The 13,233-nt window shown below is 40.9% G+C and carries 10 protein-coding genes; 4 read left to right on the top strand and 6 right to left on the bottom strand.

Going from position 1 to position 13,233, the window contains the following annotated elements:
- Positions 1-713 precede the first annotated feature (713 nt).
- Positions 714-2,213: a DUF3360 family protein gene (locus CXF64_RS17270; RefSeq protein WP_101217611.1), complete on the top strand. Its 1,500-nt coding sequence runs from the start codon at positions 714-716 to the stop codon at positions 2,211-2,213.
- Positions 2,214-2,306: 93 nt separating this feature from the next.
- On the opposite strand, the gene leuD is transcribed toward CXF64_RS17270, so the two are convergent.
- The 5 genes from leuD to fabR all read right to left on the bottom strand — a co-directional run bounded on the left by leuD (position 2,307) and on the right by fabR (position 8,022).
- Positions 2,307-2,906: a 3-isopropylmalate dehydratase small subunit gene (leuD, locus tag CXF64_RS17265; protein ID WP_010555450.1), complete on the bottom strand. Its 600-nt coding sequence runs from the start codon at positions 2,904-2,906 to the stop codon at positions 2,307-2,309.
- Positions 2,906-4,306: a 3-isopropylmalate dehydratase large subunit gene (gene leuC / locus CXF64_RS17260; RefSeq protein WP_101217610.1), complete on the bottom strand. Its 1,401-nt coding sequence runs from the start codon at positions 4,304-4,306 to the stop codon at positions 2,906-2,908. The genes leuD and leuC overlap by 1 nt, the downstream gene beginning before the upstream one ends.
- A gap of 60 nt (positions 4,307-4,366) precedes the next feature.
- Positions 4,367-5,443: a 3-isopropylmalate dehydrogenase gene (gene leuB, locus CXF64_RS17255; RefSeq protein ID WP_007582207.1), complete on the bottom strand. Its 1,077-nt coding sequence runs from the start codon at positions 5,441-5,443 to the stop codon at positions 4,367-4,369.
- A complete protein-coding gene (gene leuA, locus CXF64_RS17250) occupies positions 5,440-6,993 on the bottom strand; it encodes a 2-isopropylmalate synthase (protein ID WP_101217609.1) in 1,554 nt (517 codons plus the stop codon). The genes leuB and leuA overlap by 4 nt, the downstream gene beginning before the upstream one ends.
- Before the next feature lie 405 nt (positions 6,994-7,398).
- Entirely contained in the window at positions 7,399-8,022 is a 624-nt protein-coding gene (gene fabR / locus CXF64_RS17245; RefSeq protein WP_010555448.1) for an HTH-type transcriptional repressor FabR, read from the bottom strand.
- 126 nt (positions 8,023-8,148) lie between these two features.
- On the opposite strand from fabR, the gene CXF64_RS17240 reads away from it, so the two are divergent.
- The gene (locus CXF64_RS17240) at positions 8,149-9,282 is read left to right on the top strand and encodes an acyl-CoA desaturase (protein ID WP_007582235.1); all 1,134 of its coding nucleotides are present in this window, start codon (positions 8,149-8,151) and stop codon (positions 9,280-9,282) included.
- A 13-nt stretch (positions 9,283-9,295) separates the two neighbouring features.
- Entirely contained in the window at positions 9,296-10,726 is a 1,431-nt protein-coding gene (gene sthA, locus CXF64_RS17235) for a Si-specific NAD(P)(+) transhydrogenase (RefSeq protein ID WP_033040546.1), read from the top strand.
- 269 nt (positions 10,727-10,995) lie between these two features.
- Here the strand turns inward: sthA and hemE are convergent, their stop codons facing one another.
- Positions 10,996-12,060 carry a uroporphyrinogen decarboxylase gene (gene hemE, locus CXF64_RS17230; RefSeq protein ID WP_002961084.1) on the bottom strand — a complete coding sequence of 355 codons (1,065 nt, stop codon included), beginning with the start codon at positions 12,058-12,060 and terminating at the stop codon, positions 10,996-10,998.
- 530 nt (positions 12,061-12,590) lie between these two features.
- On the opposite strand from hemE, the gene CXF64_RS17225 reads away from it, so the two are divergent.
- Entirely contained in the window at positions 12,591-13,061 is a 471-nt protein-coding gene (locus CXF64_RS17225) for an Rsd/AlgQ family anti-sigma factor (RefSeq protein ID WP_007582240.1), read from the top strand.
- Positions 13,062-13,233 lie beyond the last annotated feature (172 nt).

The raw sequence follows: 13,233 nt of genomic DNA, 5'->3' as shown, positions 1-13,233 counted from the left end.
GCACAACTAAACCCACATTAAGGTTAGACTTAATGTGTATTATTTATTTTAGTTTGAAGGTAGCTGTGCTTGTAGGTGGTTAGCTCAAAATCGAATGGGGTTATCTGCGTTACTGTTAGTATGCACCTCCTTTGCTAATAAAGTTATATGGGATCTATTGATTAAGATAAAAACTATCTGTTTATAGTTGCTATTATATAGGTTAACCTTACCCTTTGCAAATACCACACTAACGCGCATTTTGTCAATTTTAAATTAATGTTGAAATCAATCACTTGAATTAAATTTAATGTACCAGCTATAGAGGCGCACTTTATCGTGGAATAAATTTTATATCTGCCGGATCAAAACTTTACCCTACAGATCTATATATCACTCAACCTGAACCAACTCTATAAGAGCTACTTATAACAGCCACTAAGACTAAAGGATAATAACCTGCCATTAACACTATTTCCCGTTATAAACAGTAATCAAACTCTTTAAAATAAAAAACAAGCCATTGATTTATAATAACTTTAAATAATTTTATGTAGTTTTATAATTTTTAACGTAAAGCTGATTGTCAGATTAACTGTATTAAAAACAACCATGCACGACCTTTTGCCTATACATCCCAGCCTAAGAGCTGATTTACCCTGCATGTTCAATATTCATTTGCTTTAACAAAAGCCGTATTTATTTGATTAAGCAACAATGTTGCAGGAGAGCGCATGCAAACTACACCACCCGGTGATGCACCATCAAACACGCACAAGGATGCTCAAAGCTACGAGCAACTTCACAAGCCGAGTTCAGAGTTTAATACTCGCGACGAGTATCTCGAACATGAATTACAAATTATGCAGCCTAAGCGCTGGCGTCCTAATTTACCGTTTAGAGATTACCGATTTGAATTTGAAGACACCATTCCTGCAATGGCGGGCACTATTGGTAAAGTCGTTATGGTGGGTGCTATTGCGGCAACATTTGCGGCGCCTCTTGGCTTAAGCGATGCGTTTGTTTTAGAAAATGTACGTTATGAATTACTCATTGTTTCTATTTTTATCATCTTATTCTCAGGCTTTATTTTACCAACAGCCAACTTGGCTGGTACTCACGGCCCGCTTATTCCACTAATCCCTATTGTTGTTGCTGCTGGCGGTCACCCTATGGCGTTTGGTTTACTCATTGGTGCCTTTGGTTTTATTTTAGCCATAACCAAGGGAGGAAGTATGCTCGCGCGCCTAACCAGTAAAGGTGTATGTGGCGGGCTACTTATTTATTTAGGCTTTATTGGTACTATTTCGCAAGTTAAAAAGCTGTTTGCTTGGGCTGAAGCCATTGATATGGCACACATTGCGTTTATTGTTATTTTAGCCACCATTTTATTGTATGCGCTATTAGAGCACTTTAAAAAGCGTTGGTTAGCCGTGCCGTTAAGTTGCCTTATTGGTGGCGTGGTTGCCTTTGCCTTAGGCGCACCGTTTGAGTTTCATACTGCACCGGGTTTACCAAATATGAACCCAGCTTACTGGTGGGGCGAAAACACGGGTTGGATGCTAGGTTTACCAACGCTTGAAAGCTTTGTTGTTGTACTCCCATTTGCAGTGCTCGCCGTTGCTATGTGGTCTCCTGATTTTTTAGGCCATCAAGTATTTCAAAAAATAAGCTATCCGCAACGCACCGAAAAAGTACAAATGGATATCGACGATACCATGCTAAGTGCATCGGTTAGACAAACATTTGGCTCACTTGCTGGTGGTGCTAACTTTGCGTCCTCTTGGGGTACTTATATTGTGCCTGCCGCTATTGCTAAACGCCCTATCCCTGCTGGCGCTATTTTAACGGCATTATTTTGTATTATTGCTGGTTTATGGGGTTACCCTATGGATTTAGCAATTTGGCAGCCTGTATTGTGTGTAGCGCTTATTGTTGGGGTATTTATCCCGCTACTTGAAGCTGGCATGGAAATGACGCGCGAAGGTAAAACGACGCAATCAGCCGCTATTGTGGTGTTTGCTTCGACCTTGGTTAATCCTGCTTTTGGTTGGTCGCTTACTATGTTACTTGATAACTTAGGGCTGATTGGCTGTAAAGAGCGCAGCGCTGAGTTAACTAAAATGAGCCGCTGGGTGATTCCACTTATTATGTTTGTGTTACTTACCACTGTAATGGCAATTATAGGTATGTTACCTGGTATACCGGCGTTAATGGCTGACTTTAGGCATTAACCTTTAGCTACCACATCTCATATTTACCCACAAAAAAGCACGGCAATTGCCGTGCTTTTTAATACGTGATTTTTAATACACACGGTTAAGCAATTACTGCCAAGAACGCTCAGTCGCTAGTTGTTTTTCAAACGCATCAATTTGTGGGTTTAGCGTTTCGGTTACACCAATAAAATCTAAGCCACTTAATAAGCGCTCTTTTACCTCTTTACTAATATCAAAACTAATTGGTGCAAACTTACTGCTTGTTAGTGTTTGATTTTCAAGATCGATTTCAATGTTAATATCGTCGTGCTGCTCGCTAAGTACAAACAATTGCTCAAGCGTATCGGCAGGTAACGCTATGGCTAACATTTGGTTGTTACCACAGTTATTAAAGAAAATATCTGCAAAGCTTTCAGCCAAAATAACTTCAAAACCATATTGCTTCAGCGCCCAAGGAGCATGCTCACGAGATGAGCCACAACCAAAGTTGTCGCGCGTTAATAATATTTGCGCGCCTTGGTAACACGGGCGATTTAAAATAAAGTCAGGGTTTGGCTCGTCGTTATCTAGGTAACGCCAATCATAAAACAATGCAGCATCAAAGCCTTCGCGGCTAGTTGATGTTAAAAACTGCTTAGGGATAATTTGGTCAGTATCTACATTGTTTTTATCAAGTGGGGCCATTAAGCCACTAAAAAATACACTCATTAGGCTTCTCCTCTAATATCAACAAAGTGACCATGTATTGCAGCGGCTGCCGCCATTGCAGGGCTAACTAAATGGGTACGCCCGCCACGACCTTGGCGACCCTCAAAGTTACGGTTAGAAGTAGATGCACAACGCTTGCCTGCTCCTAGGCGGTCATCGTTCATCGCTAAACACATAGAACAACCTGGTTCGCGCCATTCAAAGCCAGCGGCTTTAAAAATATCGGCTAAGCCTTCGTCTTCGGCTTGTTTTTTAACTAAGCCAGAGCCCGGTACAATTAACGCTTCAATGCCGGCTACCACATGTTTGCCTTCAACAATTTTTGCAGCTGCGCGTAAATCTTCAATGCGGCTATTTGTACATGAGCCAATAAATACCGTGTCTACTTTCGCGCTTGATAATTTATCACCCGCTTTTAAATCCATGTACTTAAGCGCGCTGCGAATAGCATCGGCTTTAATTAAATCTGGTTCTTGGTCTGGATCGGGTATGCACTCATCAACACCAATTACTTGCTCTGGGCTTGTGCCCCAGGTAATTTGTGGCTGAATGTCGTCGGCATTTAGCTCAACAACTAAATCAAAGTGTGCGCCTTCATCCGTTTTTAATGTTTCCCAATATTCAACGGCTGCATCAAAATCTGCGCCTTTTGGTGCAAACGGACGACCTTTTAAGTAATCATAAGTAATTTGGTCAGAAGCAATTAAACCCGCTTTTGCACCCATTTCTATGCTCATATTACATAGCGTCATACGGGCTTCCATTGAAAGCGCTTCAATGCCTGCACCACAAAACTCAGCTACATAACCTGTGCCACCAGCGGTACCTAACTTGCCAATTACCGCCATAATTAAATCTTTAGCCGTAACCGTTGGACGCAATACACCGTTAATTTGAATTTTTAACGATTTCGCCTTTTTTTGCTGTAGCGTTTGCGTTGCTAATACGTGCTCAACTTCAGACGTACCAATACCATGCGCTAATGCCCCAAACGCACCATGCGTAGAGGTATGGCTATCGCCACATACAATGGTTGTACCTGGCAAAGTAATACCCTGCTCTGGACCCATTACGTGCACAATGCCTTGGTTAATTGAGTTTAAATCGTAAAGCACAATACCAAACTCTTTACAGTTTTTATCAAGCGCCATTAATTGGTTTTTAGATACTTCGCTTGCCGCATCAAGTGATCGGCTCTTAGTCGATACGTTGTGATCCATCGTTGCAAAGGTTTTTTCTGGGCAACGTACAGTACGGTTTTTTTCACGTAGACCTGCAAAAGCCTGCGGAGAAGTAACTTCATGCACTAAATGGCGGTCAATATAAAGTAAGTCGGTTTGCTCGTTTATGCTGGCAACGGTATGTGATTGCCAAATTTTTTCGTATAACGTTTGGGCCACTTGCTAATTCCCTAATCTGTTTGAGTTGCAGCATAACGGTGCTGCAACTTTAATATGTTATTAAATGCGTGAAACGATGGCTGCTGCCACATCGCTTGTGCTGTAACCTGCATTTGGATATATATCTGGTGTGCCAACGCCTGCTTCTACGGCTTCTGCTACTGCTTTTTCAATGGTGCGTGCAGCTTCGTCTTGCCCTAGCGAGTAACGTAGCATTAATGCGGCACTTAAAATTTGTGCTATTGGGTTTGCAACGCCTTTACCTGCAATATCTGGTGCTGAACCGCCTGCTGGCTCGTACAATCCAAAACCCGATTGATTCAAGCTTGCCGATGGTAATAAGCCCATTGAGCCTGTGATCATGGCGCACTCATCTGACAAAATATCGCCAAATAAGTTATCGCAAAGTAATACATCAAATTGGCTAGGCTGCTTAACTAACTGCATAGCGGCGTTATCTACGTAAATGTAATCTAAGCTTACTTCTGGGTAGTCTTTGCTTACTTCGGTTACTACTTCGCGCCATAATACGCTTGATGCTAATACATTGGCTTTATCAACAGAGGTAACATGGTTACTACGTAGTTTTGCAGCTTCAAAAGCAAAGCGTGCAATACGTTCAATTTCTTTTCGTGAGTATGTTTGCGTATCAAATGCAAACTCTTCTGCGCCTTCACCACTGCGGCCTTTTTCACCAAAGTAAATGCCGCCAGTTAGTTCGCGCACACATAGAATATCAAAACCTTTTTCGCTGATATCAGCGCGAAGTGGCGACGCTGCACTTAATGCAGGTAATAACTGTGCAGGGCGTAAATTACAAAACAAACCAAAGTGCTTACGAAGCGGCAATAACGATGCGCGCTCAGGCTGCTCGTTTGGTGGTAAGTTTTCCCATTTAGGACCGCCTACCGAACCAAATAAAATAGCGTCTGAGTTTTCACATGCAGTAAGCGTGCTCTCTGGTAATGCTTTACCAAATTCGTCAATGGCTGCACCGCCAATTGCATAATGCTCGCGGTTTAGGGTAAAACCAAACTTATTGCTTACAGCATCAAGTACTTGCTCTGCTGCTGCCATGACTTCTGGACCAATACCGTCGCCAGCTAATACTGCAACGCTGTAGTTTGTTTTACTCATCCTGCTTTCCTTTGTTGTTTTAAATCAGACACTTTTTGTGCACGATAAATTAAGTTATAAACACGGATCATGGCGCGTACCGACGCTTCAACCACATCCGCTGCAATGCCCGCACCGTGGTAAGGTCGGCCATCGTATTTAGCTATAATATTTACTTGGCCTAATGAGCTTGCACCTTGGCCTGTCGCTTCTAAGTTATATTCAATCATTTCAACGCTCATTCCGGTTAAGCGCTCAATAGCTGCAAACGAGGCTTCTACTGGGCCATTGCCCGTCGCGGCTTCTTGTTTAGCTTCGCCATCAATTCGCATTCCAATCGTAGAGCTTGCTACCGATTGTGAGTTAGAGGCTGAGTTAACAAATTCTAATTGGTATTTTTCGTCTTTGTCGTTAATTTGATTAAAGTAAATCATGGCCTCAAGGTCGTAATCGTATACGGTGCCTTTTTGGTCAGCCAACTCAATAAAGCTTTTATATAAGCCATCCATATCGTAATCAGATTTTTGATAGCCTAACTCTTCTAAGCGATGCTCAATAACATGGCGACCCGAACGCGAAGTCATATTTAATTGGTTGCTTGGCACACCAACGCTTTCTGGCGACATAATCTCATAAGTATTTTGCGCTTTTAATATACCGTCTTGGTGAATGCCAGAGCTGTGTGCAAAGGCGTTTTCGCCAACAATCGCTTTATTTGGCTGTACTGGCATATTACAAATTTTAGCCACTTGACGAGAGGCGCGATAAATTTCTTCACTTTTAATATCTGTGTATACTTTTAAGTGGTCGTGGCGCATTTTCATGATCATCGCCACTTCTTCAAGCGAGCAGTTACCAGCACGCTCACCAATGCCATTAATAGTACACTCAATTTGACGTGCTCCGGCTTGCACTGCAGCCACCGAGTTTGCTACGGCTAAACCTAAATCGTTGTGGCAATGCACACTTAAACGCGCTTTATCAATATTTGGCACGTTATTCATTAAATGGCGGATCATCGCGGCGTATTCGTCTGGCGTTACAAAACCAACGGTATCTGGCAAGTTAATAGTTGAAGCTCCGGCATTAATTGCCTGCTCAACAATTTTACATAAATCCCAATGCGGCGTACGACCAGCATCTTCACACGAAAACTCAACATCATCAGTATAGTTACGTGCCAATTTAATTGATTTAACAGCCATTGCCGTTGCATCGTCTAAGCTCATACGTAATTTATGTTCAAGGTGCAAAGGGCTTGTAGCAATAAAAGTATGAATACGGCTTTGCTGAGCTGTGCGAAGTGCTTCGCCACAGGCTTCAATGTCTTTAGCAACTGAGCGTGCTAAACCACAAATAATCGGGCCTTTTACTTCGGTTGCAATACGTTGCACCGAGCGAAAATCAGCAGGGCTCGAAACCGGAAAACCCACTTCCATCACATCCACATTCAAGCGGCTAATTGTATGTGCTAATTGAATTTTATCATCTTCAGTAAGGCTTGCTTTAAGCGCCTGTTCGCCATCACGTAAGGTGGTATCAAAAATCCATACTTTATCTTGCTCTTGCATAACTGCCCCTCATTCCTATGTTACCCAAATTTCAATTAATCCCAGCCGCGAGATAAAAAAAACCCCGCAATTGCGGGGTTTTTAGTGTTCAACTCGATGCAAACACACTAATCCCCGCTTACTTGCCATAGCAGTAAGAGGTTAAGTTTTAGTGTAATTAAACGAATAATATGCATCTTGTTTTCTTGTGTGTGTGTTCAGTGAAGCCTATTTTTAACATTACAAAGCGACGGAAGCAAGCATAAAAATTCCACAAAACAGATTTAAAAACGATTCAATTGGGTTTTTTAATTCAAATAAGGCACCTATGGAGAATTAAAATAACAAATACGTAACTAGTGACGCTTAAATTAATAAGCACTGCAATATACCGTGCTTATATTAACTTTTTACAATTTTTTCAAGCTATGCTTCTTTATTCGTTTCTCTTACGTAATGCCCGGCTCCACGAGTAATATAACGCAGCTGCCAAATAACGCGCTCAATCAATTCGTCGCGTTGCAATCCTTCTATATCGAGCGCTTCTGCACCCGCATTAAATACGAGCGTTACCATAGATTCAGCCTGAATATAGGCATGCATAGCATTACATTTAGTTTCACTTTCTAAATAATGAGCCAGCTCTAAAATAAAATGTTTTACCTCGCGGGCTACAGCGGCTCTAAATGCTTTAGAAGTCCCAGAGCGTTCTCGCAGTAGCAATCTAAATTGGTTACTTGAGTTATCAATGAACTCCATAAAAGTAACCACTGAGGTATTTATAACACTGCCGCCATCGTTTGCTATTCGTCTGCGTGCTTGACGCATTAGTTGACGAAGGGTTAAACCGGCTTCGTCTACCATGGTTAAACCTAGCTCATCCATGTCTTTAAAATGACGATAAAAAGAAGTTGGGGCAATACCAGCTTCTCGTGCTACTTCGCGTAAACTTAAATTCGAAAAACTATGATCAGCACTCAGCTGATTAAATGCCGCTTGAATTAGCGCCTGTCGTGTTTTTTGTTTCTGTTGCGCTCTAACACCCGACATCAACAGCTCCCTGAATTATTTTATATGAATATTTAGTGATATTAGCTCAATTGTCCAGTCTAATACTTGACGACGAGAGTTTGAAATACTATTTTAGCTTACAGTTGTACGCTGAGATTGAGAATTATGAATAAACCACCGATTATTTGGACAAACGTCCTATTTTTTAGCCTAACCTTTTTGGCGGCTGCCACACTTGTACCTTGGTACGCCATTAGCTACGGATTTACCAGCGCGCATTGGATTGCTTTTGTTGGCTGCATGTTTTATGCAGGCTTATCAATTACTGCCGGCTACCACCGATTATGGGCACATAAAACCTATAACGCACACCCTGCTGTTGAATTTATTTTTGCGCTTGGCGGTGCTTTTGCACTACAAAACAGTGCTTTGCATTGGAGTAGCGATCACCGTATACATCACGGTCAAGTTGACGACCCTATAAAAGACCCTTACGCGGCTACCAATGGTTTTTGGTATAGCCATATCGGCTGGATGTTACGTGACTACCAAGGCGATAGCTACAACGACTATAGTAATTGTCGTGATTTACAACGAAATAAAGTCGTTATGTGGCAACATAAGCACTACTTGAAACTAGCACTTGCTATGAACGTAGGTTTGCCTCTTGCACTTGGTTTATTAGTTGGTGATGTGTGGGGTATGTTAATTCTTGCAGGTTTACTACGCTTAGTACTAAGCCAACACTTTACCTTTTTTATAAATTCGGTTGCACATATTTGGGGCTCTCGCCCATACACCGAAAAAAATACGGCACGCGATAACGGTTTTTTAGCGTTATTTACATACGGTGAGGGGTATCACAACTTCCACCATATTTTTGCAAGCGACTACCGTAACGGTATTAAATGGTTTCATTACGATCCAACAAAATGGATGATCCGCTCTTTAGCCGCTGTTGGTTTAGCCAATAAACTAAAGCGTACACCTGTTGAACGTATCGAAAAAGCAAAGGCCGAAACGCTAATGAGCAAAACGCAAACGCGTCTTGCAAAATTGCCTTTAGCACAAGATAAGATTACATTATTACAACAAGAGTACGATTTACTGCTGAAAAAACTGCAAAATTATTGTTCACTACAAAAACAAGTGTTAGAAGTTAAAAAAAATAACATGGCAAAGCAGTGTGAACGCTCAGCATTAATGGCACAATACCATGAGTTGGAAGCCGCCTGGGAAAATCAAAAACAGGCATGGCTAGCACTTAATGCGAGGTTATTAAAAGCCTCTTTTAATTAATTTAGGAGTGGCTGTGGCCAAACAACCAGAACAAAAAAAAGTACCCGTGACATACCAATATGATGCAATAATTATTGGCACGGGTCCTGGCGGTGAAGGTACCGCCATGAACCTTTCAAAAAACGACAAAAAAGTAGCGGTTATTGAACGCCAAGAATCAGTTGGTGGCGGTTGTGTACATTGGGGAACAATTCCTTCAAAAGCGCTTCGCCACTCTGTTAGCCGCTATATTGAATACAAAGCAAATCCGTTATTTAATGTTGGTGAGCGCCCTAGCCGCTTAACATTTCCTGATATTTTACGTCACGCAAGTTCTGTTATTTCTAAGCAATCTAATTTACGTAGTAGCTTTTACGATCGTAACCGCATTCATATGTTTCAAGGTGATGCGAGCTTTGTAGATAAGCACACGATTGAAGTAAAAAGAAATGATGGTTCAACTGAGCGACTGACTGCTAAAACGATTGTTATAGCAACGGGTTCGCGCCCTTATCGCCCACCAGAGGTAGATTTTACGCATTCTCGTATTTACGAAAGCGACACTATTTTAGGTCTTAAACACGACCCTCACCGCGTACTTATATACGGCGCTGGTGTAATTGGTTGTGAGTACGCTTCTATATTTAAAGGTTTAGGCGCTAAAGTTGATTTAGTTAATACACGCGACCGACTACTTGCTTTTATGGATGCTGAAATATCTGACGCGCTTAGCTATCACTTTTGGAACAGCGGTATTGTTATTCGTCATAACGAAGAGTTTGACCGAATAGAGACCCGTGACGACTGCGTTATTATGCATTTAAAATCAGGCAAACGCGTAAAAGCTGACTGTATTTTATTTGCTAATGGCCGTACTGGTAATACAGATACATTAAACCTTGAAGCCATTGGTTTAAAAGCCGATAGCCGTGGCCAATTAAAAGTTAACGAAACATACCAAACAGAAATTGACAACGTTTACGCCGTAGGTGATGTAATTGGCTATCCAAGCCTTGCTAGTGCTGCGTTTGACCAAGGTCGTATAGCTGCTGATGCAATTGCGTGTGGTAACTGTGACGACAGACTGATTGTTGATATTCCGGCCGGTATTTATACCATCCCAGAAATGAGCTCAGTAGGTAAAACAGAGCAAGAACTTACAGCCGCTAAAGTACCATATGAAGTTGGCCGTGCTCAGTTTAAGCATTTGGCACGTGCGCAAATTGCGGGTACTGAAGTAGGTAGTTTAAAAATATTATTCCACACTGAAACCAAAGAAGTACTTGGCGTACATTGTTTTGGCGAGCGTGCATCTGAAATTGTTCACATTGGCCAAGCTATTATGGAACAAAAAAATGGTGGCAATAATATCGACTACTTTGTAAATACCACATTTAACTACCCAACCATGGCTGAAGCCTACCGTGTTGCGGCATTAAATGGTTTAAATCGCTTATTTAAATAACTGCTTAAATAATACCAATCCGCAAGAATACTTAATCAATTTGAGGGGTTAAATCTGACGTTAACTACGTTAAAAATTTCTGATATAGAACACTAAATAACGAAATTTTTGCCTTGTTATCGACACGATTTTCTTCCCTCAAAATAGATCACTTAATTAAGCGAATTGGTATAAGTAGTTTTAAAAGCCTTTATAAATAGGTAACAAAAAACCCGCAACTTAGCGGGTTTTTTACTTTTAAACAGTTTTAAAGTTTATTTAAGTAGCTATTACTTATGGTACTTAGCACTTAGCTCATGTACTGCATTAATGAATACACCAGCATTTTCAGGGTCTACATCTGGTGTAATACCGTGGCCTAAGTTAAACACGTGGCCATTGCCTGTACCAAAGTCTTCTAAAATAGTGCCTACTTCTTGGCGAATACGCTCTGGTGTACCGTGTAACATAGATGGGTCCATATTACCTTGTAGAGCTACTTTATCACCCACACGGCGTTTAGCGTCGCTAATATTAATAGTCCAATCAAGACCAATTGCATCACAACCTGTTGCTGCAATAGCTTCAATCCATTGACCACCATTTTTAGTGAACAAAGTAACCGGTACTTTACGACCATCGTATTCACGAATTAAGCCATCTACAATTTTATGCATATATTGCAGTGAAAATTCGTTGTAATCGCGCGGGCTTAATACACCACCCCATGAGTCAAATACCATTAGCGATTGCGCGCCAGCTTTAATTTGAGCATTTAAGTAATCGATTACTGAATCAGCTAACTTATCTAGTAATAAATGAAGTGTTTGCGGCTCTGCAAACGCCATTTTTTTAATTTTACCAAATACTTTGCTGCTACCGCCTTCAACCATATAAGTTGCTAGCGTCCAAGGTGAACCAGAAAAACCAATAAGCGGTACTTCACCTTTAAGTTCACGACGAATAGTGCTTACTGCGTTCATTACGTAGCCAAGCTCGTCTGTAGGATCTAACTTTGGAATTTTTTTAACATCAGCAAGTGATGAAATAGGACGTTCAAACTTAGGGCCTTCGCCAGTTTCAAAGTAAAGACCTAAACCCATCGCATCTGGAATCGTTAAAATATCACTAAATAATATAGCGGCATCTAACGGGTAGCGACGTAATGGCTGCAGTGTTACTTCACATGCAAGCTCAGCATTACGGCACAGGCTCATAAAATCGCCCGCTTGTGCACGTGTAGCGCGATACTCTGGTAAATAGCGTCCTGCTTGGCGCATCATCCATACCGGAGTTACATCAACAGGTTGTTTTGCAAGTGCACGTAAATAACGGTCGTTTTTTAATTCGCTCATGGCGTAAATGATCCTAAGACTTGTATAAATTGTGCAAGATTGTACCACCATATTCTCCGACCCTCTATTGCTTAGGGACGAAAACAGCTTTACCTAGAGGCAGATCAATATAATGGAGTGCTTTAATCCATTTTGACTATAAAATAAGCAAAAAAGAATAACATTTAAAACTTTTTATTAATATGTTTGCAACATCACAAAAACCTTGTTATTGTTTGTCCCGCGTTAACAAAAACAATAATAAAAATCTTAAAACAATAAAAATAAATGTTTTAAAATAATAACAATAAAAATCATCTCATAAAAATAAGAAAGCTTGTTATAACAAGTCACTGAAAGAAATTAGACCACCGTAACTGGTGGTTTTTTCTTGCCTAAAATAAAATCTCTCGCCTTAGATTATATAAAAAGGTACACCCCTCAAAGTAGCTCAACTTTACTTGTTGATATACGCGCAAATTAAATATATCTTGATGTACATAAACTTATTATATTCTAATTGAAAGACCAACCCAGCTAGGAGAACAGTTATGCTGACGCGTGTAGAAAAAGCTCAACAAAAATGGGGTGGTAGCCACACAGTAATTGATAAATGGCTAAACGAACGCCAAGACCTTATTGTACTTTATTGCAAAATTGCAGGTTTTACGCCGTACGAAAAACAAGATCAAGCATTGCCAGAGCCAAAACTAATTGAATCATTTTGCCAACTTTTAATGGATTACCTATCTGCGGGCCATTTTGAAGTGTATGACGATATAGCAAAAGCATGTGAAAAAAAGGGCTTACAGAGCCAAGAGCTTGCAAACTCTATTTACCCGCGTATTTCCAGTACAACCGACATAGCGTTAGATTTTAATGATAAGTACGCTGAAGTAGACAAAGAAGACTTGTTAAAGGGTTTTGATGATGACTTGTCTGTTATTGGTGAGGCATTAGAAGCACGCTTTGCACTTGAAGATGAGCTTATTGATAACTTGTTTTCTAATCACGCAAACTAATATGTTATTTACGCATATTAAAAAAGGGACCTAAGGTCTAATGCCGTTCACTTAAGGTGAACGGCTTTTTTATTTCTAGCGTACCGCTGTGGTCTTGGGTTGACTGAACGAGGAAAACTTCGCCCCCTTCGTGGCTCTAGAATGAGGCTTTCTGCCATCGCATAAAAGTATT

Source organism: Pseudoalteromonas sp. GutCa3 (assembly GCF_002836155.1).
Taxonomy (GTDB): Bacteria; Pseudomonadota; Gammaproteobacteria; order Enterobacterales; family Alteromonadaceae; genus Pseudoalteromonas; species Pseudoalteromonas arctica.
Note: the sequence above shows the minus strand (reverse complement) of the source record. Positions and strands in the feature narration are given on the sequence as shown.

Bases quoted from the DNA above. Each gene is read 5' to 3' on its own strand.
- CXF64_RS17225 (WP_007582240.1), top strand. From the start codon at position 12,591: ATGCTGACGCGTGTAGAAAAAGCTCAACAAAAATGGGGTGGTAGCCAC.
- hemE (WP_002961084.1), bottom strand. From the start codon at position 12,060: ATGAGCGAATTAAAAAACGACCGTTATTTACGTGCACTTGCAAAACAA.
- leuB (WP_007582207.1), bottom strand. From the start codon at position 5,443: ATGAGTAAAACAAACTACAGCGTTGCAGTATTAGCTGGCGACGGTATT.
- CXF64_RS17240 (WP_007582235.1), top strand. From the start codon at position 8,149: ATGAATAAACCACCGATTATTTGGACAAACGTCCTATTTTTTAGCCTA.
- leuA (WP_101217609.1), bottom strand. From the start codon at position 6,993: ATGCAAGAGCAAGATAAAGTATGGATTTTTGATACCACCTTACGTGAT.
- fabR (WP_010555448.1), bottom strand. From the start codon at position 8,022: ATGTCGGGTGTTAGAGCGCAACAGAAACAAAAAACACGACAGGCGCTA.
- CXF64_RS17270 (WP_101217611.1), top strand. From the start codon at position 714: ATGCAAACTACACCACCCGGTGATGCACCATCAAACACGCACAAGGAT.
- leuD (WP_010555450.1), bottom strand. From the start codon at position 2,906: ATGAGTGTATTTTTTAGTGGCTTAATGGCCCCACTTGATAAAAACAAT.